This window comes from Nonomuraea sp. NPDC049709, from assembly GCF_040674815.1.
GTDB lineage: Bacteria > Actinomycetota > Actinomycetes > Streptosporangiales > Streptosporangiaceae > Nonomuraea.
Genome location: NZ_JBFANM010000072.1, coordinates 18,796 through 45,091 on the forward strand (window position 1 = coordinate 18,796; position 26,296 = coordinate 45,091).

Below are 26,296 nucleotides of genomic sequence, written 5' to 3' on the forward strand. Positions count from 1 at the left end.
TTCGCCGACGAGGTGCTGGCCACCGCCATCCTCGACCGACTTCTCCACCACTGCGATGTGATCTCCATCAACGGCCCCAGCTACCGGCTCAAGAACCGGCTCCGGAACATCGAACAAGCCACTGAGGTCGCCTGAGCTGGTGCACATATCTCCGTACTTCGTGGAGCACTCAAAGGAGTACGCGGACAACAACCTCCCATCGGAAGCCCGTTAACTCCCATTAGCCGACTTGGAGGGTGGCCATCATGGCCATGTCCTCGTGTTCGAGGTTGTGGCAGTGGGCGAGGTAGCGGCCGCGGTAGGCGTCGAAGCGGACGGCGAGGTGGATTTCGGCGCCGGGTGCCAGTTCGACGGTGTCCTTCCAGCCTGCGTCGTAGGGGCCGGGGCCAGCGGATCCGCGGCCGAGGACCTGGAAGAACGCGCCGTGCAGGTGGAAGGGGTGGCGTTCGACGCTGAGAACGGTCCAGCGTTCGGTGGTGCCGAAGGCGGGGCGCAGGTGGGGGACGGCGGGGTTGAACGGTTTGCCGTTGATCTGCCATTGGGAGCCGTTGCGGGAGAAGACGAGTTGCCGGTGGGCGCCGTCGGGGGTGAGCGCGGGGATGTCGGAGAGCCGGTCGGGGATCGTCGAGTCGTCGGCGGCTTGGCGGGTGATGTGGAAGCGCATGACCTGGCCGGCGCCGCCGGTGCCGGCGAGGTTGACGAGGGTGACGGTGGAGCCGGCGGGGTAGCGGGAGAAGTCGACGATGACGTCGAAGCGTTCGGCCGGTGAGATGCGGAGGGTGGCGTGACGGACGGGCGCTGACAGGAGGCCTCCGTCTCCGCCGATCTGGGTGAACCGGCTGTCGGCCGGTCCGTCGAGGCGGAGTTCGTAGTAGCGGGCGTTGGAGGCGTTGAGGAGGCGGAGCCGGTAGCGGGCGGCGTCGACTTCCAGGTAGGGCCAGGGGGTTCCGTTGACGAGGATGACGTCGCCTTGGGCGCCGCCCATGATGGATTCGGCCATGCCGGGGGCTCCGAGCAGGGTCGGGTCGGTGGTGGGGTAGGCGAGCTGGCCGTCGGCGTCGAAGGCCCGGTCGCAGATGAGCAGGGGGATCTCGCGGTTGCCGCGCGGCAGCGGGAGCGTGTCGTCTTCGTCGTCGCGGACGACGCACAGGCCGACCAGGCCTTTCCAGACCTGGGCGCCGGTGAAGTCCATGCGGTGGTCGTGATACCAGAGGGTGGCGGCGCGCTGCCGCATGGGGAAGGCGTAGGTGCGCTGGTGGGTGCTCACCTGCGCGTGCGGGTCGTTCATCGCGGTGTGGCCGCCGTGCGCGCCGTGCCCCGCGTGGCCGGTGGCCAGGTGGGCGAGGCCTCGGGGGTAGAGGAGGTCGGTGGGGAAGCCGTCTTGTGAGGGCGGGGCGATGCCGCCGTGCAGGTGGGTGGCGACGGGCACGGAGAGCAGGTTGGTCTGGCTGACGATCATCGGGGTGCCGGAGCGGGCTTCCAGGTAGGTGCCGGGGAAGGTCCCGTCGTAGCCCCAGATCCGGGTGGAGTAGCCAGGAAGGATCTCGGCAGTGGACTCCTTAAGGGTCATGTCGTAGTGATCGCCGTCGGGTCCGGAGCGAAGCGGCTTGGCGGGAGTGGGGATCGGCAGGGGCAGGGTGTAGGGCTTGGGGAGTCGGGCGGCGCTGGTGAGGGTGCCGGGTCCGACCGTTCCGCCGTCGCTTGCACAGGCGGTGAGGGCGGCGGGGGCCAGGGCGAGGCCTGCGAGCTTGAGCAGGTCGCGGCGGGTGGGGCGGGTCATGCGGGATCTTCCTGGGCGGGCGGGGCGGCGAACAGGAGTGGCAGGGAGGCGATGACGACGGCGAACAGGCCGACGCCCAGCGGGATGTGCAGCCACATGCGGTGGTCCATGCCAGCGGTGAGCTGGACGATCTCCAGGACGAAGACCGCAGCCGTGAGCGGCAGGACGCGTGGCCCGACGAGGCGCTTGCGGCGGGCGATGGCGGCCATGACGGCCAGCATGAGCGCGATGGTGGAGACGACGGCGGCGGTGTCACCGTGGCTTCCGATGGCCTCGTCGCGGCCGGACAGGAACATGCCGGCGAGGATCGGCTGGAGGGCGAAGGCCAGGACGTGGACGATCGCGGTGACGCGCAGGGCGATGAGCATCAGCGGGCTCCGGCCGGGCTGGGGACGCGGCGGGAGGTGAGCTTGGCGGCGGCGAGGCCGGCCAGGTAACCGCAGGCGAGCGCGGCCAGTCCGGTGAGGAGGTTCGGCTTGCCGAACATGCAGTACAAGATCCCGCCGATGACCCCGGTCCGGGTGAGGACGGAGGTCCACAGGCGCGGGTCGTGGATGCGGGCTGCCAGGGGGCCGGGCAGTTCGGGCCCGGCTTCGCGGGCGTCCTTGACCATGGCGCGCAGGTCCTTGCCGGTCAGCGGTTCGCCGAGCAGCACGAGCACGACCCAGCCGAGCAGCCCGGCGATGATCCAGCCTTCCCACGACCAGGCGGTGAAGGCGAGCGCGAGCCCCGCGGCCAGGGAGCCGAGCCTGCCCCAGACGCCGAAGGCGGCCGAGGCGTTCAGGGCTTTGAGGCCTTCGCGGGCGTGGCCGGTGGTGGTGGCCGCCCGGAGTGTCGCAACGCCGATCCAGTCGGTGATGAGGCTGGCGAGGATGGTGAGGGCGGCGGCGACGTGCGCGGCCAGGAGGATTCCGTCGAGGGACATCGGGAGGTTCCTTTCTCGCAATGGGGGGCGGCCCGGTGAGGGGCCGCCCCGAGACTCGGCTACTGGTCGGCGTCGGGGATCCAGGAGCCGTGGATGCCGCCGGTGACGCGGCGGGGCAGGTGGACGGTGGCGATCCGGTCGAGGCCGGCGGCGTCCAGGACCAGGAGCTGGGAGGCGTCCTGCTTGAGGTCGGAGACGACGGTGAGGAGGTAGCCGTCGTCCTCGCTGGTGGCGCCTTCGGCGGGGACGAAGACGGCCTCGCTGGGCAGGCGGGCGTCGCCGGCCTGGTGGACGCGGCGGGCGCCGGTGGCTCGGTCGTACTTGACGACGCCGTAGCCGCCGAAGCCGTCCTGGTCGGGGAAGGAGATGGCGTAGGTGTAGCGGTTCTCGGCGCCGAGGTAGTCCTCGTTGAGGGTGGGGAACTCCACTGCGAGGTCGTCGATGGTCTGCTCGTCGACGCTGCCCTGGGCGAGGTCGACGACCCAGCGGCGGGTGTAGGAGCGGGTGTTGGGCTCGGTGCCGCGGCCGGGCGCGCCGACCCACCAGTTCCAGGACAGCTGGAAGCCCTCCCGGTCGACGGTGGGGCCTTCCAGAACAATGCGGCCCTGGGCGTCCTCGTAGGCGTTGGCGGCGTGCAGCATGTTGCCGGGCTCGATGTCGAACCAGCGGATCTTGTCGGCGCCGTCGGCGGTGCGGGGCATGACGCCGATGCGGGAGGACTGGGCGTCACTCCAGCCGTAGGGGATGCCGGAGTGCTCGGTCGGGTCGAAGGTGACCGAGCCCTCGACGAAGACCACGTGGTGGCGGGTGATCGCGAAGTCGTGCTTGAGGGAGGCGGTGGCGCCGGGGATCTCGGCGCTGTGCACGATCTGGCCCTTGGCGTCGGCGATGTAGTACAGGAGGTAGGGCGGGAACGGCGAGGAGCCGAAGAAGTGCAGCTCGCCGGTGACAGGGTCGGTCTTGGGGTGGGCGGTCATCGCGCTGCGCAGCTTGCCGTCGAAGTCGTAGGCGCCGACGGTCTCCAGCTCGGCGTCCAGCTCGAACGGGAAGTTCGCCTCGCACAGAGCCAGCAGGCGTCCGGCGTGCTCGATGACGTGGGTGCCGGCAGGGCTGGCGGTCATGTCCGGGCCGTGCTCGGTCATGTAGGGGGCGCCGTCCAGGGCGGGGGTGCGGACCCACCGGTTGCGGTACCACTCGGCCCGGCCGTCCCGCAGCCGGATGCCGTGGACCATGCCGCTGCCCTTGAACCAGTGCGTGGGGGTGACGCCCGGCTTGGGGTTGTGGCTGTTGCGGATCAGCCGGCCGTTCAGCTCGGGCGGCAGATGGCCCTCGACGGTCAGCCCGGTCGCGGTGATCTCATCGACGGTGGGGGTGTAGTGGCCGGTCAGGTAGGGCTTGGTGGTCATGGCGAATTCCTCTTCCTTGATGTGGTCGGAGTGTTCTGTGGTGAAAGGGGTGGTCATCAGGCGGGCTGCTCGGCGCGGGTCTTCAGGGCCGCGAGCCAGGATTCGAGTGAGGCGTGCAGGGCTTGGCCGAGCTGCTCGGCGGCGGCCTCGACGGGCGCCCCGGCCCACGACTCCTCGGTGCGCACAGTGACGCGGTCACCCTCGGCGGTGAACGTCCATACGTGCACGCCGTCGATGCCTCCGGCCGGGCCGCCCCACACGATCCGCTCGCCGGGGACGACCTCGAAGACGGTGGAGGTGATGTCCAGGCCGTGGGTGGTCCACCGGAAGGAGCTGCCGGGCTCCACCGGGCCGCTGAGCGTGGCGGTGTCGATGTCGCCGTTCCAGCTCGGCCAGGCGTCGATGCCGGTGTGCAGCGCCCATACCCGCTCGATCGGGGCGTCGATGGTGGTGGACAGGCGGACGATCACCGGGGCGGTCTCGTCAATGGTGCGCATTTCGGGGTTCCTTTCGGTCGAACGGGTCAGATAGGCGGCCAGGACGGCCGTGGCGAGCAGGACGGCGGCCGAGGCGGCGAACGCCGCGCGGTAGCCGTCGGTGAGGGCCTGGAGCTGCGGTGAAGAGGAGCCTGCGGTGACCGATCCGGCCAGCGTGGCCAGGACGGCCAGGCCGATCGCGCCGCCGACCTGGCGCGTGGTGTTCACCAGCCCGCCGGCCGTTCCGGAGTCCTCCTTGGCGACTCCGTCCATGGACAGGTCGGTGAGCTGGATGAAGGCGACGCTGAGACCGAGCCCGATGAGGACGCTCGGACCGAGCACGTCGGCGAGGTAGGAGCTTCCGGCACTGATCCGCGCCAGCCACAGCGTCCCGGCGGCCTGCACAAGCAGGGCGGACAGCAGCGTCCGGCGGGATCCGAGCCGGGCGGTGAGCCGGGGGGACAAAGCGGAACCGATCATGATGGCGCCGGCGAGCGGAAGCTGGCCCAGACCGGTGAGCAGCGGGCTCTCGCCGAGGACCTCCTGCTGGTAGAGCGGCAGGAAGAAGAACAGCGCGAGCCACACCGATCCGAACAGGGCCATCAGCAGGTTGCCCGCGGCCACCCGGCCGCCCCGCACCAGCCGCGGCGGCACCAGCGGATCGGGGTGACGGCGTTCCACCAGGACGAACACCGCGCCGAGGACGGCGGCGAGGGCGAGAGCACCCAGGACGCGCCCGTCGGTCCAGCCTTGTGCGCGGGCCGTGCTCAGCCCCCAGACCAGGCCGGTCAGGGACAGAGTGATCGTGACAGTGCCGAGCGGGTCGAACCGGCCGCCGCGGCGCGGCTGAGCGCGCGGGGTGCCGAGCGCGACGGCGACCAGCACCGCGAAGGTGCCGGCGGCGACGGCGAAGAACAGCGCCCGCCAGCCCCACGCCTGGGCCAGGAGACCGCCCAGGAGCACTCCGGCGGCGCCGCCGGCGCCCGAGACCGCGCCCCACACCCCCAGCGCCCTGCCCCGGCCGGGGCCGGGCGGGAACAGGCCCATCACCACGGCCAGCGCAGCCGGGGCGATCGCCGCCGCTCCCATCCCCTGCACGGCACGGGCCGTGATCAGCACACCGGCCGAGGACGCCAGCCCTGACGCGGCCGAGGCCGTCCCGAAGACCGCCAGGCCGCCCAGCAAGAGCCCGCGATGGCCCAGCAGGTCCGCGGCCCGCCCGCCGGCCAGCAGCAGGGCGCCGAACGCCAGCCCGTAGGCGTTGACGACCCATGTCGTGCCGCCGGCGGAAAGACCGGCGCCGTCCCGGATCTGCGGGAGCGCCACGTTGACGATCGAGTTGCCGAGCACGACGAGGAACTGCGCCGCGGCCAGGGCCGCGAGCGCCGGGCCCGTGGCGGTCTTACGCATCTCCGACTCCCATGTGTGTGGTTAACCACTCAGTCTTGTGCTGGAAAGAAGGCGGGGCGTGAGCCCCGCCGGCGTCGCCCCGGGCGGATCGCCCGGGAGGGCTCAGTAGTGCGTGATGCCCGCCGAGAGGGTCCGCGCCCAGGGCGCCTGCACCTCGTCGGCACCGGTGGACACCAGCAGGTGGCACAGCATGCCCCGGGCGAAGAACTCCTGGACCTGGGCCTCACTGCCGCCGGAGGCGCCGCGCACGTACTCCACCAGCCTGGCGTAGCCCTGCCGGACCGCCTCGCGCACGGCGGGCTCGGACACCGCCGCCGCCTGGGCGTGCAGCTGGATCAGCATCAGATCGTTGTCGCTGATCAGCTGCGCATAGGCGTCGCCCATCCCGCGAAGGACGGCCTCGGCCGAGCCGCCGCCGCGGGTGGTCACCGCCTGCTCCAGCGCGCCGCGCACCTTCACGAAGCAGTGCTCGACGACCGCCACGAACAGGGACTCCTTGCTCGGGAACAGCCGGTAGACGTAGGCCTGGGAGATTCCGGCGGCCTTGGCCACCTCCGTTGTGGTCGTGCCCCAGTAGCCGCGGGCCGCGAAGGCGCCGATGGCGGTGGCGAGCACCATCCCCCGGCGCTCCTCGGCGGTGGACAGCTGTCGCGCTCGGCTCGTCATCATGTGAGTAATAAACCACTCACACTTTCTGATGTCAAGATGGGCCACCCGGCCGCCGCCCCGGATCGGGGTCGGGGGCTCGCACCGGCCTCCGCCGCCGCGGCCTTCATCGTGTGCCGCCCTGGATCGTCGCCAGGACGTCGGCGCGCGTGGGGCCCGGCCGGGGCGGGCTTCCCGCGCCCGTGGCGGCGGCTCGCACCGCGGGCGCGCTGAACGCGGTCTCGGGGACGGCGAGCCCGCAGGCGACATCGGCCATCGCGCGCAGCACGTCGGGATCCGACAGTTTGAGGGCGTCCAGGGTGTTGCCCAGATGCCAGCCGGGGTCGTCGGTCTCGTACCGACGGCCCGCCAGGAGCGCGTCGATCTCCGCCATCCGGTGGGCGTCCCAGCGGCGCAGCCGCCGGTAGACGGGCATGACGGTCTGCTCAGTGGCCTCGTCGAACCGCAGCGCCAGCTTGACCGTGTCGTTCAGGCCGCCGCCGGTGACCACCTCGGCCAGCGCGATCGCGTGCGCCAGACCGACCGACAGGCCGAGTCCGAACTGAGGGTCGGTGGCCGCCCGTGCGTCGCCCACGCTCAGCAGCCCGGTGACCACGGGGGCGCCGTCGACGACTGTCGTCTGGCTGCGGGTGTTCAGGCACGACATCGCCTGGATCCCGGTGATCGGTTCGGCGCGCATGCGCTCGGCCAGCACTGGGAACAGCGTTGCGGCCCGCTCCCAGGCCCGCACGTCCTGCAGGGCCCGCAGTTCACGGTCCTGGCTTGAGACGATCAGGCCCAGCGACCAGGTGCCGCCGTCGCCCGGCAGCACGATGGCCGACACGCCGTCGTGATGAGTGAGCGGCCAGGCGGCCTGGGCGGGCGGAGTGCCCTCAGCGCTCCGGAAGGACCGCGTGTAGTAGACGAACCCGGCCTCGATCCGCTCGCTGGCCGGCGGCGGCCCGCCCAGCCGCGCCAGCAGGGCGCCCACCGGCGAGTTCCTGCCGCCCGCGTCCACCACCAGCGGCGCGTGGATCTCCTGCCCGTGCTGGGTGGTGACACCGACGACGTGCGGACGTCCAGGGATCTGTTCGGCCCCGGCCAGCAGGCCGCTCACCGCGGTGGCGCGGCGGACCGTGAGACCGGGCGTCTTGGCCGCAGCCGCGGCGAACGCGGCCTCCAGGACCGGCCGCCGGGCGGTGAGGGTGTCATAGCGATCATCCCCCGGGCGGCGGCCTCCGATCGCGGGCAGCCCCCATGCGCCCGCGAGGATGTTGAGAGGCAGCGCGCCGAGCTCCCGCAGTTCGGTCAGCACGCCCGGCAGGGCCGAACGCAGCACGGCGGCGCCCGCGGGCAGCAGGATGTGCGGCTGGCGGAACTGGTTGACCCCGGGCCTGCGCCACTCCCGCCACGCCCGCGTTGCGGTAGCCGGACCGCCGGTGTCCGTGCCGATGGGGCACTCGCTGTCGCGTTCCAGCACGGTGACGGCCATGCCCTGGCCGGCCAGGGCCATCCCCGCGGCCAGACCGACCGGGCCCGCCCCGATCACGATCACGTCCGGGTGCGACATTCGACCTCCTTCAGACGTTCGTCTGTCGGAGCCCACTGTCGTCCGGGCCGTTGCTCACCTGCCAGATCGACGGGTGCTCACCTGTTGCTCAACCGGCGCTCACCTCGCCTTTCGGATGCGGGATGGGCAGGGAGCGTTCGGCGGTCTCTCGCTTCCACAGCAGCTCGCACACGCGTTCCAGCCCGCGTTGCAGATGGCGGCGATAGGTGCTGTAGGGCAGGTTCAGCCGTTCGGCCGCGATCATCTGGTTGGGCACCCGGTGGAAATAGGTCGTGGCCAGCACCCGGTGGAGCTTGGCCTCACGCGGGTCGGCGCTCAGGGCGTCGACGGCATCGGTGAGCAGCTCGCGCAGCATGGGCAGGGCGTGTTCGGCGGCGTGGCCGGGCTGGACCGTGATCATCCGCGCCTGGCACAGCGGATTGGCCGCCATGACGTCGTCGCGATGCCAGTCGCGCAGCGCGTCACGGACGGCGGTGTCGAACGCGGCGCGCGTCAGCAGGGAGACGGCGGGGTCAGCAGCGGGGAAGGGCGGCTCGCCGGTGAGGCCGCCCGGCTGGGTCCGGTCGAACCAGATCGACAGTGGCGTGGTACGCCAGTCGCAGGCGAACAGCGTGTAGGTGTGCCCGTTGGGCCAGTCCAGTTCGGTGGCCGGCACGTGACCCAGGTGCACCATCAGCTTCTCCCACAACCGCGGGTAGGGGCTGATGATGAACGACCAGGCCAGCCCGGACGAACGGATCCAATCGGCGCAGATCCGTAGCTGCATCAGGTGCAGCACCGGCGAGATCTCGTAGTAGACCGGCGGATAGATCAGGAAGCGGGCCAGCATGAGGTGCTCTCCCGGCCGCAGCGGGCTCGTACCGGCCACATGCTCCCACATCTGGGCCAGCACCGGATCGGCGGCCGTCTCCTCCGCGCGCTGCTCCGCCAGGCGCAGCCACATCATGAACGCGACCGCCTCGCCCGTCACCGCGTCCCGGTAAATCCAGAAGGCCTCCGGCTGGCGCTCCAGCCAGAAGTCCACGATCGCCGCGGACTGCGGCCCCTCGGCCTCCATGATCAGCCGCCGCACCCCGTCGTGGTCTCCCGGATGCAGGGTGTCCTCGTAGAAGTCGCCCTCCCGCCGCATCTGGAAGTACGCCCCCATCGGCCCGTACCGCTTGAGATAGCTCAGCTCGCGGATCGCCACGAGCGCCGCCGCCGGCGGCGCGGTCCGGGCCTGCTCCAGCAGGTAGTGCCCGACCCGCCGGTGCATCTCCTCATATCCCTGCGGATCGCGCCAGCGCAGATCGGCGTCGATCGCGTCGCTGACCAGATCGTGCAGGAACATGCCCTGCCTGCCCCAGTCCGCGACGGGCAGCCGACGCAACCAGGTGAACATCTCCGCGCCCCGCTCCCCGCCGACCACAGCGCACAGCAGCCCCTCGGTGGTGGTCATCGCATGAGCGGCGACCTCCAACGCCAGCCGGTGAACCCGGCTGGGCACCTCCCCCACCATCTGCGACAGCAGCCTGGTCAGCACGTCCGGAGTGGGAGCCCAGCTCACGCCGTCTCCACTCGCCGCGACGCTCGCGGCCAGGCTGAGCGCCAGCGGATGGCCGCCGGCGAAGCCGATCACCTGCCCGCGCACCCCCTCCGCCACCCCTCGCAACTCCAGCAGCCGCTCGGCCTCCGGCCGCTCGAGATCCCCTAGCGGAACCACCGCCAGAGCCTCACTCCACCCCAGATGCGACGTCCACGCCAGGCTCGGCCCCTCCCGCCCCGCCAGCACCACCAAGGTCCGCTGCGACAACGAGGGAAGGAATCGGTCATACAGCCACGCCTCCAGCCCCTGGCAATGCTCGAACGCGTCGATCAGCAGCACGGCGTCCGCCGGCGCCCCCGCCACCTCGGCCTCGAAACCAGCCGGAGAAGGATCGATGAGTCGGCCGTTCACCTCCACGACCGGCCTGCCCGCATCCCGGCCCTCATCCGCGAAACGCCGCAGCAGCGTGGACTTGCCCACCCCACCCGGCCCCTGCACGAACAAGACCGCCGGAGCACCCTCCACCCCCGCCAGAGCACGACGGAAAAGCTCGATTTCCCCCGAACGGCCGACGAACGCACGTTCCCGAGCCCACCTCAACCGATCCGCCAAGCTGCCCGATTCAATGCTCATTGTCGCAATATAGGGGCGATTTCCCTTCTCCATGACACCAGCACCTCGCCAGTGATCTCGCATGAATCACAAGCCCCGCCCGCTCGCCCGCCCCGGCCGGTGCCGGCGGCGAGCCGGGACGTAAACGGCCTCCGCCGATCCCTCGTCAGCGGCCGGGCCTGTGGGTCTCTCGTTGCCGCCGCCCGGTGTGGATCCGTGAGCCGGGGCAGCCGCGCCGCCGCCGGCGGGCCGCCGCACCCGGCCACGCGGGAAGCGTGCACGACGAACTATTGCTCAACGACCCAGCTCCAGCCCATCGCCGACGCACTCGATCCACGACGCCGACGCGCCAGCAGGCAGCGCCTCCTTCTCCGCCCGCTCGCCTCTTCGTGGCTCTCCTCGGCGCGGGGCTCGCAGCGAACGGACTCGATGACCCCAGCGATGACGTCGACCTATCAGCCATCGCCGGGTGGAGCGTCGCGGTCACCCTGGCCTGGATCTACTTCGAGATCAAAGCCAGCAGAAGGCCGGTGCCCGGTACGTGAAGGGGCTAGAACGAACCAGAACGATCGCAGCCCGATCAGCGGGCGCAGCGGCCCCTCCGCCAGCGAAGCTCCATGCCGCCGCCGCTCCCGGGCATGGCCGGAATGGACCGCAGGGCCTCCGGCAAGCCCCCAAGGGTCCTCCCGGGCCCGTTGCCGTCGTCGCATCGGACGGCGCCGGTCATGCAGGCCCGGGCGGATGGTGCTGCATGCTGTGCCGGTGGGGTCGCGAGATCGGCCAGCGGTGAAGGATGTACGCTCGCCGCCGGCCATCGAGGCATGATCGGCGGGCGTCGCGAAAGACGGCCCCGCTGCCGGACCCGCGCCAGACGCCGGCGCCCGCTCCCCCAGCGGCAGCAACGTAAGGACGACACCCGCAGCGGCGCCGCCACCTCCGCGACCAGGCTGAACACCTCGCTCAGGCGGCCGGGAAGCTGGCCCTCGACCCGCACGCGGAAGACCTCGCCCGCCCACCCAGCAGACTGGCCGGAAACCCGGGCCGATCGCCGGCTGCACCGCCGCCCGCACCTGACGGCTGGGACGACGGCATGGGGACGATCAGGCAGGGAGGGCCCCTGTGAGGCGATCTTGAACCATGTGCTGGCGTTCCGCCTGGTAGGCGGCGAGCGCTCATCGCCGTGCGCAGGAGATCAGGATCGAATCCGTGGGCGCTCATGTGATCGAGCGGAGGTTCATGGCGATCAGTCGATCACGTGGGAAGTGCGGGTGATTCGCCCATCGGTGAGGCGCGAACCCGGCGGCCAGGGCTCGCCGGGTTGTGGGTGTATCGCGGGTCAGGCCGGTGCTGGGTTGGCCGGTGCCGCCGGGTGCTGGGGATCGTCGCGGTGGAAGATCGTCAGGAGGGCGAACCAGACCAGGATCATGATTCCGGCCGGGCGCAGGAATTCTTCGGCGAGAAGGGTGCCGGCGAAGAAGTAGCCGGCGAGCCAGACGCCGGCGAGGACGCCGACCACGCGGACCGGCCAGGAACGGCTGACCAGGGAGCTTGCCACGATCCAGACGCCGGCGAGGACGTGGCCGCCGAGCCGGACCGCCCACGCTGTGTCGTACTCGACCGCGTTGATCATGAGGATGCCGGCGAGCACGTCGAGCGCCACTTGGGCCGAGTGAAGCGACTGAGCTGTGGCTGCGGTGGAAACGTGCCCATGGGACGGTCCGTGCCGCCGTCGTCGCCGAAACCACCGCGGCGTCCGGCGTCTCCGAGCCGGAACTGGGCATCCTGGTCTGCCTGCACGAATCCGGCGGGACTCTGCGGCAGAACGCCCGCGCCGCCGCCCTCGGCCGGGATAGGACGCGGCTGTCGCACCTGCTGACCCGGATGGCCACCCGACGTCATCTGCTGGACCGGCTCAGCCCGGACGACGCCAAGACGCTCAAGGCCCTCATCGACCGCCTCCTGTCGGGCGAAGGGACGGCAACTGAGGCCAAGACCGGGGCGGCCAATACGGGGCCATGAGGGGCCGGCACCCCTCCCCGGCCACCGTCATGCGCATGCTCCACGACCACGACACCAGCATCGTCGACCTGGACGAAGAAGCCGACAACGCGAGCAACGGTTGCAGTCCCTCGCCGGTACCCGAGCCGCAAACTGTCCTAGGACGGACCACCGCCAGCGCGCCGACCACACGATGTGATCAGTCAGGCCGGCCGCGCCGGGCAGCGGCCGGTACGGGCCGGACCGCACGCGACCGGCAAATGGATCTACGGATCGGTGACCGCCCCCGCCCAGCAGGTGATCGCCACCGCATTCACCAAACCCGTCACCAGGACGAATACGCCATCACCGCTTGATCGCCCAGGGCGCCGAGTTCGCTTACGCCCATCCAGGTCCGGCCCTGACGCTCCTGGCACGTGCAGGCATCGTCCCGTGTGCTCAGTGAAGATCGAGAAATCGTCGGAATCGTCTGCTGAAATCGGCCCATGGATCAAGAGGGCACCATCGCCTGAAATCCATGAACGGTGCATCGAGCTTCTGGGGGAACGCCTCGGGCCCGAGAATGGCCGCTCTGGCCCAGCCGGGTTTCGCACTCACGTCCGCCAGCCCCGATCAGCCGCCGACCGGCCGATGCCAGGCAGGAGGACCAGCGCTTCAATAGCCGGAAACGCCATGGCCGCAGGCCACGGCAGGAACCCCGCTCGGCCTGTTCGCGGTGCTCGACACAGACGAGCTGGCCCCGTGGCTCGGCGACCGGATAACCCATCCGGCTGGGCCTGGTCAACGGCTTCAGCGCGGTCGGAAGCGTCTCCGGGGAGCGCGTCGGTGCCGATCGCCTGCCCGCCCCGGATCAGGCAGTCGACGCCCCTCCCGCGTGGATCGCGTTGAGAAGTTCGGCCCTCGTAGGGCCTGTTTCGTGGCCGGGTGGCGCACTGCGGCCGAGTTCGATGACGCGACGCGCCAGGTCGCCGCCGGCAAAGGCCTCCTCGAAGGGCACCAGCATGGAGGCGGCGTCGGCGAAGGCACGCAGGATCTCAGGGTCTCGGAGTTTGGCGACATCCAGCGCTCGTCTGAACGCCCAGCGGGGGTCTTCGGTCTGGTACGGCGTACCGGAAATAGTGCCGTCGATCTCCAGGAGCCGGTGTTCGTCCCAAGCGGCCAGGCTCTCCTGGATCGGGGCCAGCATGGTCTGGGTGATCTCGTCGAATCGCAGGGCGAGCTTCTCCGCCTCGTGGGCGGCCACCGTACGCAGCAGGTCGCGCAGGGCGACAGCGTGAAGCAGGCCCATGGACGTGCCCAGCCCGAACAGCGGGTTGGTGGTCGCCCAGGCGTCGCCGACGCTCAGCACACCGGTCGCCACGGGCCGTCCGGCGACGACGTACCGGCGGCGCCTGCTCTCCATGCCGGACATGGCCAGCACACCGGTGATCGGCTCGCCTTCCTCGGCCCAGTGCGCGACGTGAGGCAGCAGCGCCACCGCCCGATGCCAGGCGTTCGGTTCTCGCAGGGCTCGCAGGGCGCGGTCGCGGCCTGACACGCCCAGCGACAGCGCCCAGATCCCGGAATCGCCCGGGACCGCGACGGTCAAGACGTTGCCATAGTGCTCCCCCAGCAGTGCGGGAGGCTTGGGGAGTGTGCCGTCAGCGGACCGGAAGTAGCGGGTATAGGAAAGAAAGCCCGTCTCGGCCTTGTCCACGACAGGTCCTGGGGCGCCGATGTTCCGGAGCATCCTGCCCATGGGGGAGTTGCGTCCGCCCGCATCGACGAGCAGGTCCGCCTGCAGGGCGGCACCGTCTGCTGTGAGCACGCCAACGACGTGAGGACGCCGGGGCACCCGCTCATTATGTGAAGATAGCTTCCTTCGCTGGGGCATCGGACAAGACCGTCGACGGGGATCACATGGTGGTCCAGGTGCGGCAGGTCACACGGGGGAAGCGCCCAGCTCGTTCTGGTCGCAACTGAGCACCTGCCTGAGCTGGGAAGTGATCAGTCCGCGGCGGGATCATCCGCAACGGGCGATCACAAGCGAGCGCGTGCCACAGCACTCCGAATGACGCCGCATCCCCACCCCGATCCACCATTGGAGCCAGGAACCCTATGCAACGCCATATCGTGCGATTCGTACGGCGTGCCGCCACGACGGCCGCAGTGGTCAGCGTCTCGGTCGTGGCCGCGGCCACCACCGCCGGCGGTACGGCTGCCACGTCTCGCTACGTCGCCCTCGGCGACTCGTACGCCTCCGGAACCGGCCTGAAAGACCAGCAGGACAGCCAGTGCGCACGTTCCCTCCGGAGCTACCCCGCATTGCTGGCCGGGGCTTACAAGTCCTCGTTCAAGACCGCCACCTGCACCGGCGCCACGACCGCCAGCATCCGGAACCGTCAGGGCGGCAAACCACCGCAGGCCGACTCCCTGTCGGCGGACACGACCCTGGTCACCCTGACCATCGGCGGAAATGACATCGGCTTCTCCGAGATCATCGCCACCTGCGTCTCGCGTGCCGCGAACGACCGTAACGGTAACCCGTGTCAGCGGCATTACGGCGATCAGCTCAGGCAACGCATCGACAAACTGTCGCCACGGATCGGCACGGTACTCAAGGACATCAAGCAACGCAGCCCGCGTGCGCAGGTCGTGCTGGTCGGCTATCCGTCACTGTTGCCAGGTGACGGCAGCTCATGCGCGTGGGAGTCCGTACCCTTCGCCAAGCGGGACATCCCCTACCTCGACCACACCGTTTTCCAGCTGAACGAGATGCTCAGGCAGCAGGCGGCGTGGACCGGCGCCATCTATGTTGACACGTACACGCCCACGAGGGGCAAGGACATGTGCCGGCCCGCGGACAAGCGCTACATCGAGCCCGTGATGCCGCTCGGCGCCCAGTCCGCTCACCCCAATGGCATGGGGCATCTCATCATGTCCGTCCTGGTCAAGCAGCGCATCGGCTGATCGTCCGCGGCCAGGCCGGGCCTGCTCGAACACCCTGTGCGGTGCCAGAACTTGTCCATGGCATCTGGCCTGGCCTTCTATCCTCGGCACTCGTGTTTCTACGCCTGCTGTATCTGCTGATGGTCCGGTTGTTCGGCTGGTTGACGCTTCTCGCGCGGGGCGACACCTCCAAGGACGTGGAGATCCTGGTGCTCCTCATGAGGTCGCCGTCCTGCGTCGTCAGGTCTCCCGACCGCGACCAGACTGGGCCGACCGAGCGCTGCCGGCCGCACTGGCGCGACCGCTGCCCACGCAGCTACGTCTCCATCGGATCGTGACGCCGGGCACCTTGTCGGCCTGGCACCGACAGCTGGTCAGCCAACGCTGGACCTACCCGAACGCGACCGGACGTCCGCCGATCCCGGACCAACTCCGTGAGCTGGTCATCCGGCTGGCCAGAGAGAACCCACGATGGGGGCACCGGCGGATCCAGGACGAACTGCTCGACCTCGGCCATCAGATCGGGGAGGGCACCATCCGCCGCATCCTCACCGCGGCCGGCCTCGACCCAGCGCCACGCCAGAGCTCACCGACCTGGCGGCAGTTCCTCACCTCGCAAGCCTCCGGCACCCTGGCCTGCGACTTCCTGCACGTCGACACCGTGTTCCTCAAACGCCTGTACATCCTGTTCGTCATGGAGATCGAGACACGCCGTATACACCTGCTGGGCCTCACTCCCAACCCCACGGGCGCTTGGACCACCCAGCAAGCCCGAAACCTGCTGATGGACCTGGACGAGCGCGCCAGCGCGTTCAGGTTTCCCATCCGAGACCGTGACGGCAAGTTCTCCCGCTCATTCGATGAGGTGTTCACCGCCAATGGCGTGCGGGTCATCAAGACGCCCGTCCGGTCGCCACGGGCGAACGCGTTCGCCGAACGATTCGTGGGAACGCTACGCCGTGAGTGCCTCGATCACCTGCTCATCCATGGTGAGCGGCACCTGCGCAAGGTCCTGGCCGAGTACGAACACCAACTTCAACCATCATCGCCCGCATCAGGGCCGTTCGCTTCGCCCGCCGTTGCACGATCCCAGCAAGGTGATCGACATGACTTCCCGGATCCACCGTCGAAGGACCGTCGCAGGTCTGATCAACGAGTACCACAGAGCAGCCTGATCACCCGGCAAACGCCCAGCTCAGCAGCAGTGTCCGCGCTTTGGCATCGCACAGGTCGCCGACCTGGCCGAACTGTCCTTCATGGACAGCTCCGGTCTGCACATCCTGCTGGACTGCCATCGAACCTGCCTCGCCGAGGGCACGAGCCTGCATCTCGCCGCGGCCTACGGCGTCCCCGCCCGCGTGCTCGAGGTTACCGGCGCCGCCGGGTATCTGCCCGGTCATGCCACCGTCCAGGAAGCCATCGCCACCGTTCTGCGTCGCCCGTAGCACACGCGGTTCGGCAGGCTGTCATGCCGGGTCTGGTGTTTCTGCCGACCATGGCGGTGACGCCTGCGTACCGTGAGGGCGTTTGGCCAAGGTGGCCAAGGTGGCCAAGGCGATTCGAGGCGGGGGAGGCCGGGGTGGCACGTCCAAGAGCATCGGGCGCCAGCGCCTCAGCGCTGGCGCAGTACCGCACGCAGTGGCGGGCCGGGCGGCCGCGCCGGCTGCTGGTCCAGCTGACCCTGTCGGCGGCCGCCCTCGCGGTGGTGGCCTGGGTGTGGAACTGGCAGGCAGGGCTGGCGGCCGCCGCAGTGGTGGCGCTGGCCGACACCCTCCAGCGCTGGCGGGTGCATTCGCCGGCGGCGGGCTGGTGCAAGGGCGCGCGTGGGGAGCGGGCCACGGCCCGCCGGCTGCGTTCGCTGGAGTTGGCCGGGTACGCGGTGCTGCATGACCGGCGACTGCCGCGGTCGAAGGCGAATATTGGTAACCCCGGCTAACAGAACCTGCGGAATGAGATCGTCGGCTGCCATGGTCGCGTTTCCGTCAGGATCATGGCCCTAAGGTCGGGTCGCCCCGCGCTTATTGGCTCGCGAGCCCGGGCAGAACCAGCCGCTGCGCGTTCCAGCCTCCCGGGTAGCTGGCCACCTGGTGGGCCTGGCCGGTGTTGACGTTGACTGCGTACGTGCGAACGTCGTCCCCGTTCTGGTAGACGATCACGACCTCGGATCCGCTGGTCCATAGAGCGGTGCCCACCACGCCGCTGCCACGGCCTGCGGGCAGCCCGCGCATGGACACCTTCCGCAGGGTCCGTCCGGTCTTGGCGTCCAGCACGGTGAGCCTGCGCTTGGTGTGGTCCGGGAACTCGAAGGCGGCCACCGTGTGGCCGTCCGGGGCGATCTCGCTGAACATGATGAACTTCCCGTTGAAGCGCACCGGCCGGCCGCCGCCGGTGACCGGCATCTGCCACAGATCGGTCTTGACGTAACGGACCAGTTCGGCGACGCCGCCCTTGATACTGACCACCTCGTACTTGCCGTCCACCGGCCGGCTCTTGCCGGTACGCACGTCGATCAGCAACCCGGGATCCTTGGTCCCCTCGCGCGGATCGAAGATCACGTAGCGGCCGTCATCGGAGAGCGCCAACATGGAGGCCCTGCCGATCCGCTCCTCCTTCACGGTGACAGGTGAGGTCACCTGCGTGCCACCCACCAGATCACGGACCACGTGTGCCTGGGCCTGGCGACTGTAGTAGACGAGCATGCGCCCGTCCCGGCTGATCGCGACGGGCACGTTGTCGTCCTTGGCGGTCGCGACCAGCGCCTGCGGCACCCGGTAAGTCGTGCCGCTCCGGGTGACCACCCGCCACTCGACCGTGCCGCAGTCGATGCGGACTGGGTTGCTCTGATGCTTGCAGCGCGTCTGGAATGCGTACGCGATTGGACCCACCGCCCCGTCCGGCAGATCGGGAACGGTGTCCACCCGCTGCGGCGTGGCCGTGCGGTCGGCTCGCTGCCACGGCAGCGCCACGGCAGTGCTCGCCGCGCCTACCACCGCGACCGTCGCGACGGCGGCCAGCACGGCGGTGGCCCGCCGCCGCCGGCGCCGGTGGCCCGCCACTGCCACGTCGGCCAGGTCCACCAAAGGCGCCTCTGCGGCGATGCCGTCCAGCGCCTCACGCAGCCTCGTCATCGGGCCACCTCCTCGATCTCCGGGTCGTTCAGCAGATACGCCAGTTCGGGCGCGATCGCCCGCAGGCGGCTCAGCGCGTGATGGGCCTGGCTCTTGACGGTGCCGAGCGCGCAGCCGAGCGCCTCGGCGGTCTGCGCTTCGGTCAGGTCCTCCCAGAACCGCAGCACGATCACGGCCCGCTGCTTGGGCGTCAGCTTGGCCAGCGCCTGGCGTAACATGATCCGCTGGAGCGCGGCGTCGTCATAGGAGGCGCCACGCTCCGGCAGATCGGCACTCGGCGCCTCCGGCCGCGGCCGACGCTTCCACGAGATGTACTGGTTGACGAGCGCCTTGCGGGTGTACGCCTCGGGATTGCCGCCGCCGGACAGCTTGGACCACTGGCCCGCGACCTTGATCAGGACGCTCTGCAGCAGGTCCTCGGCGAGGTGCGCGTCTCCCGTGAGCAAGTACGCCGTCCGCATCAGCGCCTGCTGGCGGGCGAGCACGAACTCGCGGAAGTCGTCGTGACGATCCAATGTGATCTCCTCTCACCGGTTCCAAACGCGACCCACCGGGCGAAAGGTTGCACCCAAGTCTCGGGCGTCGCGATACGGGTTTCCCGGCGTCCCAAGACTGGAGTGGCGGCGGGAGTGACAGTGGACGTGGCGGGTGGAGGAGATCGCGGACGGATGGCAGCGCCTGCGCCTGGCGGCGGAGGGCGGCCCGAGCGCAGGGGCGGGAGGTGACATAACGGGCCTTACCAGGCACCGTCGCCTGCGGAAACGCCCTACTGATCGTTATCGCACCGGACTTATCCTGTCCCTGTCGTAGCCCATTCACGGGCGCAGTCGGGCGACCAGGCGGACCGTTCCCATCTGCTGTGCTCGGTCTGTAGGGTCTTTTGATCTTGACCTTGGAAACGGTATGAGCCGCCGAGCCTGATCTTGAGTCACACCTGGCCATGCTCGCGGCGGCTCTTCGCGTCACAGCCCACGATCAGCGGAACACGACCCAGATCACGATCTACGGCTACCGTATCAGTTCTCAAGTTCTGGACGAGGGGTGTTCACGAGTGTGTCCGGCCTGGGACGAAGCGATGGGCTGGAAGATCGCTTCCCAGAATGAAAGAGATCGTTTCCCAGGCCGGAAGGCGTCGAACTGACGATGAGACTCGAGCGACAGGCATTACAGCATGCCCAGCAGAATGGGGGCGGCGTTCATGGCGCCGTGGACGACGAGGATGGGCCACATCAGTCGGTACCGGCTCCACAGATAGCCGAGGAACAGCCCCTGCACTCCTTGATTGACGATGGCGGAGGAGAGGTCTGTGGGAAGGTGTCCTGTGCCTTGGATGCCGACATGCCAGGCCGCCCAGAGCAGGGAAGTCAGTATGATGGCGGGCCAGCGGCCGATGATGTGCTCCCATCGGGTCTGAAGCCAGCGCCGGTAGAAGACCTCTTCGAGCAGGCTGTTGACGCTGAACACCACGACGATGGTGAGCACCAGCGTGACGAGATCGACACTCGCCGCGTAGTCGCTGGACGGCACGGCCAGCGGACCTGTGTAGGTGAGAGCGAGCCAGGCGGTCACCGGTGCGATGGGACCGTAGTGACGCCAGGCCGCAGGCCGCTCATGGATTTGGCTGCGATCCGCGGAATCGCGCCCTGACAGCAAGAACAGCAGTGCGGGTACAGCGAGCAGCAGGATGAACTTCAGCAGCGTGTGAGCAGGTTCGCCACCGCCTGACAACCATAACCCCGCGGCGAAGAGTGTGGCTGAGACCAAGAGCAGGACGGCCTGAAGGTGAAGGCCGCCGCGTGCTGGTACGGCGCCAGCGGGAGTCGTCTTAGGGGGCAGCAGCCGGATGAGGACCAGTCCGGCAAGGGCCGGGATCCAGCGGTGCCACATGGGCGCGGTGTCGGTGTGGTCGGCCGAGTAGCGGATGCCGGTATTGCCGTTCAGCGCCAGCCATAGTGCTGCTCCTGCGATCAGGGCCAAGCCGGCGACCAGAATGCCCAGGCCCAGCGTCGGGTGATGCGAGGACGACCGCCATACTCTATTTCGCACGCTTGTACTTTATAGGAGACCGTACAGGTGTGCTGTAATAGGGGCATGCCGAAGATCGTGGACCACGAGCAGCGGCGCGAGGAACTCACCCGGATCGTGTGGCGCATCATCAGCCGGGACGGGATCGAAGGGGCCACAGTCCGTAAGGTCGCCGAGGCGGCAGGCGTCTCGGTCGGCGGGTTGCGCCACTACTTCGACAATCAGCGCGGCCTGCTCAGCTTCGCAGCGCATGCGGTCGCTAGAAGCGTCGCCAAGCGCATCACCGGCCACCTCGATGCGGACCTGCCGGGCATGCAGCGCGCCCAGCTCATCCTCGAAGACCTGCTTCCCCTCGATGACAACCGCCGCGTCGAAGTAAACGTATGGCTGGCATGCCTGATGCGCTCACATGTGGATGAGTCTCTGGCGGAGCTGCGTGACACGAGCTGGCCGGGGGAACGCCATATCTGCCGCCTGGCGATCGCCTCTTGCCACGGCCTGCCGCTCCCCGATCGGGTGGGACAGGAGTTCGCCGACACCGAGCTGGAAGGCCAGACCGCGCGCCTCCACGTGTTCGTGGACGGCCTGACGCTCCAGACAGCGACCTTTCCACACAACTTCACGCCTCAAGCCATTCGTCGAATCGTGCACGACGAACTACGCCTCATTGAGGCGCAGTTCAAGTCACTGCGGCCTAGCTGACAGCGCGCGGCGATGTCGTCCCGAACGTCGCGCACGCGATGGCGATGATCGCGGAGAGCCCGCATCCGAACGTCCAGTGAACCTCGCGCGCTTGTGGCGTTCTCCGCTCCGTCACGACGCCATCAAAGCAGACGTGTATGCGGGCGATGCGCAGCGTTGGTGCGGATCCGGTGCAGGGGTTCACCCGCCATCGACACAGGTGCCGCAGGAGCATGTCCCCGCTTCAAGCAGAGACCGGGCGGCACAAGCGGGTCGGGCTTGCCCCGTTGCACAGGCGCAGCCTCATCTGCCGTCAAACGCTCCAACAACGATGCCATGCCCGCCTCCGATCGCGGCGACCACACTCCCGGCCTGCAAACTCTGCGACTGCAAACTGTCGCAGAGCACTTGCAAAGAGACCGCCAAACTCGACGTGGTGGACTTCGGCCGCAACCCGGCAGCGCCGGAGTTCGGCCGGTTCGGGATGCTCAACCGTCCGGTACGGCAAGGCGAAGAAGGGACAGCCACCCCGACGACGGAACGTGCTGTCGGTGATGGACTGGGCGGTGGAGGCGGTGGCCGACTATGTGGAGAACGTCCGACCCCGGTTCGGCTGCACAGATCACCCGGCGTTATGGGTGACCGAACGTGGCGGCCGGGTGAAACCGGCGGAGATCAACGCCCGATTCGTCGCCTACCGGGACGCGCTCGGCCTGCCGGCTGCTCTGGTCGTCCATAGTCTGCGTCATTCTTACGTGACGCACCTGACCGAGGAGGGGGTCGACCGCCGGTTCATTCAGACCCAGGTGGGTCACGAGAGCGACAGCTCGACGGCGGTGTATACCCACGTCAGCGACGACTTCATGAACACCGCGCTACGCCGGGCGCTGGCCCCGGTGTTCGGTGCCGAGCATGATGGCCGATCTCGACGGACGGAGGAGCGATGACGGCCAAGCTGGATTACCAGTGGCACTTGCGGCAGGTCATGGCCGCCCGAGGCATGTTTTCCACCATGGACCTGCTCGACCCGCTGGCAGAGCGGGGCATCAAGCTCTCCTCCAGCCAGATCTACCGCTTGGTCGCCGAGCGGCCCGAGCGGCTCAGCTTGAAGATCTTGATGGCGTTGCTGGACATCCTGGATTGCACGATGGACGACCTCATCGAACCGGTGGCCGCCGCCGGGCAGGCGAAGAAGACCAAGGCGGTCGACAGTGAGGCCGGCGTCGGTGACCTGCGACCGAAACGGGCCAGGATCATGCCCTCGCCAGCGACGTAGGGGCAACAGGCTCACGTGGAGCTCGTCGATCAGGTCGTGCCGCATGAGCGAGCGCCAGAGGCGGACGCCGCCCCAGAATGTAGCCGTCGCCGTCCAGCCTGAGCTTGTCGATCTCCTCTGCCCACCGATCAGCCGCTCGTGCCGGGCCACTTCCACCCCCTGGCGCACGATGCCCCGACGCCCGGATGTCCGATGGACAAAGGACCTGCCACAATTCGAGGCTATGTGAATCTTGCGCTGCAGGACGATGCTGATCGCTGGCGTGCTCGCGCTGGCATCCTGCGCCGCCGAACCCTCGTCGGTTTCTGCCCCGCCGTCTTCGTTAGGCTCGCCGAAGACCGCCGCGTCGAGTGCAGCGTCACAGTCGACCGCGACGGCCTCTGCGGTTGTGGCACCTGGATGGCAGTCGGTGGAGCCGGATGCTGATCAGCCGGACGGCATCGCTTTGAGCGATGTGGCGGCGACGGGGCCCGACACGGCATGGGCGGTCGGTCAGCACGCGGAAGCCGAGGACGATGCTGCTCCTTCGGGAGTTCTGTTGCGCGTGGACGGCTTGCGATGGCGGTTCGGGCACGGAATAGAGGGTCGCCTCCTCGGCGAGATCAGCTCGAACTTCAGCGCTGTGGACGCCGACGGTTCCGGCAACGCATGGGTCGTCGGCAGCGTCGACTCCATGGCGGAGGACAGCGCGGATATCGAGCAGGTTCCCTTGGCCTTGCGCTGGGATGGCCGGACCTGGGACATCCATACGCCCTTCAAAGACTCCTGGGACCTGTACACGTCCTTCAAACACCGCAAGGACCGTTGGCTGACCGACCGGCTGACCGACGTCGCCGTGGACGGCCGGCGGGCGACGCTGATCGGGCTACGCGGCTCCCAGGACGCCGGTGCGATCAGCTCACCCGTCCTTTTGACATGGAACGGCAGGCATTTCAGCAGGCGGGAGTATCAGCGTGGAGGCAGGTTCAACGCCGTGGACGCCGGAGCGGGGCACCTCTGGATCGCGGGCATGTCGTCCAGCGGCCGATGCGCGGACTCGCACCCGGCGATTTGGCACAGCGCCTCCCCCGGAAGGGCGCCGACGCAGATGGGGCTCCCCTGGCTGGGGCCCGGCTTGTTGCGGCACATCTGGCAGAACAGCCCGTCCGACGTGTGGGCGGTGGGTCAGACCGGTACCCGGCAGGGCTGCGACCAGTACGGACGACCAGGCGGGCCGCTGGTCCTGCACTGGAACGGCACCTCCTGGAAGAAGATCCCTTTGCCCCGCTGGAAGGTGAGTTTGCAGAGCGTCACCGCCTTCGCCGCCGACGATGTATGGATCGCCGGTGTCGATTACGGCGACGACGACGAGCGACCCACGCGGGTCACATTGCTGCACTACGACGGACGACGGTGGACGCGCGACCACCGCGACGTCGGCGGCGAGATCTGCGAAGCCGGCTTCACGATCAGTCCTTTCCCCGCCACTTCCCATCTCCTGCTGGCCGGGAGGGCGCACTGCGGCGACGACACGAAACACGTCCTCCATATCCGCCGCTAGAAGGACGACCCGCATGTAGGCAACGGCCTGACGGAGATCTGGACGCGTCGGATGGACGCCCCGGCGCGGCCAGGCATCATAGAACACCAGGCCGGGCACGCTGTTCCGCTCCCGCTACCCCATCCCGCCGGCTGAGGAAGAGCACGAGGTCCCGCTTTGACCTTCAAGCTACTTGAAGGCAGACAATCGCATGCATGGATGACACTGACGCGTGGATGAGCATCGGAGTCTTCGCGAGCCGGGTAGGGCTGGCTCCGAGCGCACTGCGGTTCTACGACGACTGCGGCGTTCTGCGTCCTGACCACGTGGATGACGCGACCGGCTACCGCTACTACTCCCCGAACCAGGAGGCCCGCGCGGTCCTGGTGCGGCGGCTACGCGAAGCCGGGATGCCCCTCACTGACGCTTCAGTGGTGCTTGACGGTACCCGCGAGGAAGCCCTCGCCATTCTGGAAGGACACGCCAGAAGGGCTCGAGAGAGCGCGGCATCGGCCCAGTCGGCCATCGAGGAGATCCTGCGTAATCTGCCGGGCGGTACGCAGCAGGGCACCATACAACTCGGCGGAGCAGAGCTGGCCAGCGCCGTACGCCAGGTCGCCCCGGCAGCGGCGTCCGCTTCGACGCTGGAGGCATCCCCGGTACTCGGTTGTGTCCTGATCGAAGTGGAATGCCAGGAGGTGCGGTTGGTCGCCACGGATCGCTACCGTTTGGCGGTCCGTGCACTGCGGCCCTCATCCATAGAGGGCCATCCGGGTCGCTTCCTGATCGACGTTTCGGAGCTGAAGAAGATCGTGTCCCAGGCCATGCACCTGTCGGACATCAGGATCGAGGTGAACCAGCAAGGAGTGCGGCTCCACGGCGCCGGTGTTTCCCGTGATCTTCCAACCGTCGACGGGACGTTCCCGGACTACCGGATGACCCTCGACAACCTGCCGACCGCTCGGCACCGGGTCATCGCGGACCGGGCCGCTCTTCGGCAGGCGATCGTCGCCGCCGGACACGACGGGCCGCTCATCCTGCATGCCGACGAACAGCACTTCACTCTCCACTCCCGCGGTGCGGCCACCTCCGCGCCGGCCGCCATCTGCACAGGGCCGCCTGTACGCATCGCCTTCGAGCCCGGAGTCCTTCTTCTGGCGCTCGATGCGGGCGTCGGCCCCGATGTTCTGCTGGAGATCTCCTCGCCGACCCAGCCCGTGGTCGTCCGCTCCGCTGACCAGGGCAGCTTCACCACCTTGGTCATGCCGGTCCGCGACGACCCTGCTGACGCATGACGCTTCACATACCCACCCGAGAAAGCGAGACCATGGACCCCGACAACCCCGTCGTCAGGCTGTGCACCCAGGGCATGCAGGCCGAGGCCGAAGGCCGGGACATCGATGCCAAGGGCTTCTTCCAGCAGGCGTGGGGGATCGCCGGCGACGACTACGAGGCGTGTATCGCCGCCCACTACCTCGCGCGGCACCAGTCCACGCCCCAGCAGACGCTGCACTGGAATCAGGAGTGCCTGAACCGCGCGGATCTCGTTACCGACGACCGAGTCAGGGGCTTTTACGCCTCCCTGCACGTGAACATCGCCCAAGCGTACGGAGATCTCGGCGAGCCCGACAGGGCACGCGAGCACTTCGAACGGGCAACCGCCCACATAGACGACGTTCCGCCGGGACAGTACGCCGACTGGACCCGAGTAGCGATCGCCGAGGGGCTGCGCTCCACCGGCGCGCGGCGGCCCCGGGAAGCCGACGCTCTCTTGGCAGCGCTGTTCACGAAGTTCTGCGAACGCGGCGACTTCAAGGCCTTGGGGCTGGTGCTGCCGGCGTATCTCGCAGATCTCGGGACAGAGGATGACCGAGTACGGCTCGCTACGGCCTTGCACATGGTTCATGCCGCCCGTTGGTTGCCGGAAGACGAACAAGACACCCTCAGCGAGGCCATCAGTTCGTTGACCAGCGTGGTCGCGGTCGCCTGATGGGCCCCGGCCGCGACAGCCGTCAACCGGCCCAGTGCTCCAGCCAGGCGAGGTGGCCCCTGACACCGGCGTCAAGGCGACGCTCGGCCAGTGAGACTGCCTCAGGGACCGGATTCCGGCGGTCGCGGGTCCGGCGGGGACGGTCGTGCTCGTTCCCGCCGTGGACGCAGCTTGACGTGGGCGGCCGGCGTCAACGGCGAAGGTCATGGGTTCGGCGACAGCATGAGCAACGCAATCAAGATCGCCAAGCGGGCTCTCCGGCTCCTGCGATCGTGATGCGGGCGCGCCGAGCACCAGGCCGGGCCGAGACCCGGCGTACCGAAGAGCCGCACTGTCCGTGGATGACGCCCGGGGTGCTTGACCTTGACGACCGTGTCAACGAGTAGCCTCGCTGGCTGCCAT

At 69.0% G+C, this 26,296-nt stretch carries 25 protein-coding genes and 1 pseudogene; 13 read left to right on the plus strand and 13 right to left on the minus strand.

Annotation, left to right across the window (positions count from 1 at the left end):
- The first annotated feature begins 12 nt into the window (after positions 1 to 12).
- Positions 13 to 135 (plus strand): ATP-binding protein, encoded by a 123-nt coding sequence (locus AB0J69_RS47405; protein WP_364132321.1) that lies wholly within the window; start codon positions 13 to 15, stop codon positions 133 to 135.
- Between the two features lie 85 nt (positions 136 to 220).
- On the opposite strand, the gene AB0J69_RS47410 is transcribed toward AB0J69_RS47405, so the two are convergent.
- From AB0J69_RS47410 to AB0J69_RS47450, 9 genes are all read right to left on the minus strand, one after another.
- On the minus strand, positions 221 to 1,780 hold the full coding sequence (locus AB0J69_RS47410) for a multicopper oxidase domain-containing protein (RefSeq protein WP_364132322.1): 1,560 nt from the start codon (positions 1,778 to 1,780) through the stop codon (positions 221 to 223).
- Positions 1,777 to 2,148 (minus strand): hypothetical protein, encoded by a 372-nt coding sequence (locus AB0J69_RS47415; protein WP_364132323.1) that lies wholly within the window; start codon positions 2,146 to 2,148, stop codon positions 1,777 to 1,779. The genes AB0J69_RS47410 and AB0J69_RS47415 overlap by 4 nt, the downstream gene beginning before the upstream one ends.
- A complete protein-coding gene (locus AB0J69_RS47420; RefSeq protein ID WP_364132324.1) occupies positions 2,148 to 2,705 on the minus strand; it encodes a hypothetical protein in 558 nt (185 codons plus the stop codon). The genes AB0J69_RS47415 and AB0J69_RS47420 overlap by 1 nt, the downstream gene beginning before the upstream one ends.
- Before the next feature lie 59 nt (positions 2,706 to 2,764).
- Entirely contained in the window at positions 2,765 to 4,168 is a 1,404-nt protein-coding gene (locus AB0J69_RS47425; protein WP_364132325.1) for a carotenoid oxygenase family protein, read from the minus strand.
- On the minus strand, positions 4,168 to 5,997 hold the full coding sequence (locus AB0J69_RS47430) for an MFS transporter (RefSeq protein ID WP_364132326.1): 1,830 nt from the start codon (positions 5,995 to 5,997) through the stop codon (positions 4,168 to 4,170). Before AB0J69_RS47430 ends, AB0J69_RS47425 begins: the two co-directional genes overlap by 1 nt.
- A gap of 102 nt (positions 5,998 to 6,099) precedes the next feature.
- A complete protein-coding gene (locus AB0J69_RS47435; RefSeq protein WP_364132327.1) occupies positions 6,100 to 6,666 on the minus strand; it encodes a TetR/AcrR family transcriptional regulator in 567 nt (188 codons plus the stop codon).
- A 103-nt stretch (positions 6,667 to 6,769) separates the two neighbouring features.
- A complete protein-coding gene (locus AB0J69_RS47440) occupies positions 6,770 to 8,212 on the minus strand; it encodes an FAD-dependent oxidoreductase (protein WP_364132329.1) in 1,443 nt (480 codons plus the stop codon).
- 88 nt (positions 8,213 to 8,300) lie between these two features.
- Complete coding sequence (locus AB0J69_RS47445) at positions 8,301 to 10,433, minus strand: AAA family ATPase (RefSeq protein WP_364132331.1); 2,133 nt, start codon at positions 10,431 to 10,433, stop codon at positions 8,301 to 8,303.
- A gap of 1,252 nt (positions 10,434 to 11,685) precedes the next feature.
- Complete coding sequence (locus tag AB0J69_RS47450) at positions 11,686 to 12,009, minus strand: hypothetical protein (RefSeq protein WP_364132332.1); 324 nt, start codon at positions 12,007 to 12,009, stop codon at positions 11,686 to 11,688.
- A 221-nt stretch (positions 12,010 to 12,230) separates the two neighbouring features.
- Here AB0J69_RS47450 and AB0J69_RS47455 point away from each other — a divergent pair, with 221 nt between their 5' ends.
- A complete protein-coding gene (locus tag AB0J69_RS47455) occupies positions 12,231 to 12,368 on the plus strand; it encodes a hypothetical protein (protein WP_364132334.1) in 138 nt (45 codons plus the stop codon).
- 829 nt (positions 12,369 to 13,197) lie between these two features.
- Here the strand turns inward: AB0J69_RS47455 and AB0J69_RS47460 are convergent.
- On the minus strand, positions 13,198 to 14,043 hold the full coding sequence (locus AB0J69_RS47460; protein WP_364132336.1) for a hypothetical protein: 846 nt from the start codon (positions 14,041 to 14,043) through the stop codon (positions 13,198 to 13,200).
- Between the two features lie 470 nt (positions 14,044 to 14,513).
- Here AB0J69_RS47460 and AB0J69_RS47465 point away from each other — a divergent pair, with 470 nt between their 5' ends.
- The 5 genes and pseudogenes from AB0J69_RS47465 (at position 14,514) to AB0J69_RS47485 (ending at position 17,211) form a co-directional block, all read left to right on the plus strand.
- Positions 14,514 to 15,296, plus strand: coding sequence for an SGNH/GDSL hydrolase family protein (locus AB0J69_RS47465; RefSeq protein WP_364132338.1), 783 nt, complete (start codon positions 14,514 to 14,516; stop codon positions 15,294 to 15,296).
- A 92-nt stretch (positions 15,297 to 15,388) separates the two neighbouring features.
- Positions 15,389 to 15,613, plus strand: coding sequence for a hypothetical protein (locus AB0J69_RS47470; protein WP_364132340.1), 225 nt, complete (start codon positions 15,389 to 15,391; stop codon positions 15,611 to 15,613).
- Positions 15,610 to 16,287 (plus strand): annotated as a pseudogene (locus AB0J69_RS47475) (helix-turn-helix domain-containing protein); the annotation flags it as partial. The gene AB0J69_RS47470 and the pseudogene AB0J69_RS47475, both read left to right, overlap by 4 nt.
- A 226-nt stretch (positions 16,288 to 16,513) precedes the next feature.
- Positions 16,514 to 16,720, plus strand: a complete 207-nt coding sequence (locus AB0J69_RS47480; RefSeq protein ID WP_364132387.1) for an STAS domain-containing protein — start codon at positions 16,514 to 16,516, stop codon at positions 16,718 to 16,720.
- A 134-nt stretch (positions 16,721 to 16,854) separates the two neighbouring features.
- Positions 16,855 to 17,211, plus strand: a complete 357-nt coding sequence (locus tag AB0J69_RS47485) for a nuclease-related domain-containing protein (protein ID WP_364132391.1) — start codon at positions 16,855 to 16,857, stop codon at positions 17,209 to 17,211.
- An 82-nt stretch (positions 17,212 to 17,293) separates the two neighbouring features.
- Here AB0J69_RS47485 and AB0J69_RS47490 read toward each other — a convergent pair whose 3' ends face one another.
- The 3 genes from AB0J69_RS47490 to AB0J69_RS47500 all read right to left on the minus strand — a co-directional run bounded on the left by AB0J69_RS47490 (position 17,294) and on the right by AB0J69_RS47500 (position 20,449).
- The gene (locus tag AB0J69_RS47490; protein WP_364132342.1) at positions 17,294 to 18,403 is read right to left on the minus strand and encodes a hypothetical protein; all 1,110 of its coding nucleotides are present in this window, start codon (positions 18,401 to 18,403) and stop codon (positions 17,294 to 17,296) included.
- Positions 18,400 to 18,918 (minus strand): SigE family RNA polymerase sigma factor, encoded by a 519-nt coding sequence (locus AB0J69_RS47495; protein WP_364132344.1) that lies wholly within the window; start codon positions 18,916 to 18,918, stop codon positions 18,400 to 18,402. Before AB0J69_RS47495 ends, AB0J69_RS47490 begins: the two co-directional genes overlap by 4 nt.
- 649 nt (positions 18,919 to 19,567) lie before the next feature.
- The gene (locus tag AB0J69_RS47500) at positions 19,568 to 20,449 is read right to left on the minus strand and encodes a type II CAAX endopeptidase family protein (RefSeq protein ID WP_364132346.1); all 882 of its coding nucleotides are present in this window, start codon (positions 20,447 to 20,449) and stop codon (positions 19,568 to 19,570) included.
- Between the two features lie 45 nt (positions 20,450 to 20,494).
- On the opposite strand from AB0J69_RS47500, the gene AB0J69_RS47505 reads away from it, so the two are divergent.
- The 6 genes from AB0J69_RS47505 (at position 20,495) to AB0J69_RS47530 (ending at position 25,894) form a co-directional block, all read left to right on the plus strand.
- The gene (locus AB0J69_RS47505; protein ID WP_364132348.1) at positions 20,495 to 21,130 is read left to right on the plus strand and encodes a TetR family transcriptional regulator C-terminal domain-containing protein; all 636 of its coding nucleotides are present in this window, start codon (positions 20,495 to 20,497) and stop codon (positions 21,128 to 21,130) included.
- 212 nt (positions 21,131 to 21,342) lie between these two features.
- Positions 21,343 to 22,056 carry a tyrosine-type recombinase/integrase gene (locus tag AB0J69_RS47510; protein ID WP_364132350.1) on the plus strand — a complete coding sequence of 238 codons (714 nt, stop codon included), beginning with the start codon at positions 21,343 to 21,345 and terminating at the stop codon, positions 22,054 to 22,056.
- Positions 22,053 to 22,385: a helix-turn-helix transcriptional regulator gene (locus AB0J69_RS47515; protein WP_364132351.1), complete on the plus strand. Its 333-nt coding sequence runs from the start codon at positions 22,053 to 22,055 to the stop codon at positions 22,383 to 22,385. The genes AB0J69_RS47510 and AB0J69_RS47515 overlap by 4 nt, the downstream gene beginning before the upstream one ends.
- A 247-nt stretch (positions 22,386 to 22,632) precedes the next feature.
- Positions 22,633 to 23,925, plus strand: coding sequence for a hypothetical protein (locus AB0J69_RS47520; protein WP_364132353.1), 1,293 nt, complete (start codon positions 22,633 to 22,635; stop codon positions 23,923 to 23,925).
- A gap of 194 nt (positions 23,926 to 24,119) precedes the next feature.
- Positions 24,120 to 25,199 carry a MerR family transcriptional regulator gene (locus AB0J69_RS47525; protein WP_364132354.1) on the plus strand — a complete coding sequence of 360 codons (1,080 nt, stop codon included), beginning with the start codon at positions 24,120 to 24,122 and terminating at the stop codon, positions 25,197 to 25,199.
- A gap of 32 nt (positions 25,200 to 25,231) precedes the next feature.
- Positions 25,232 to 25,894 (plus strand): tetratricopeptide repeat protein, encoded by a 663-nt coding sequence (locus tag AB0J69_RS47530; protein WP_364132356.1) that lies wholly within the window; start codon positions 25,232 to 25,234, stop codon positions 25,892 to 25,894.
- Positions 25,895 to 26,296 lie beyond the last annotated feature (402 nt).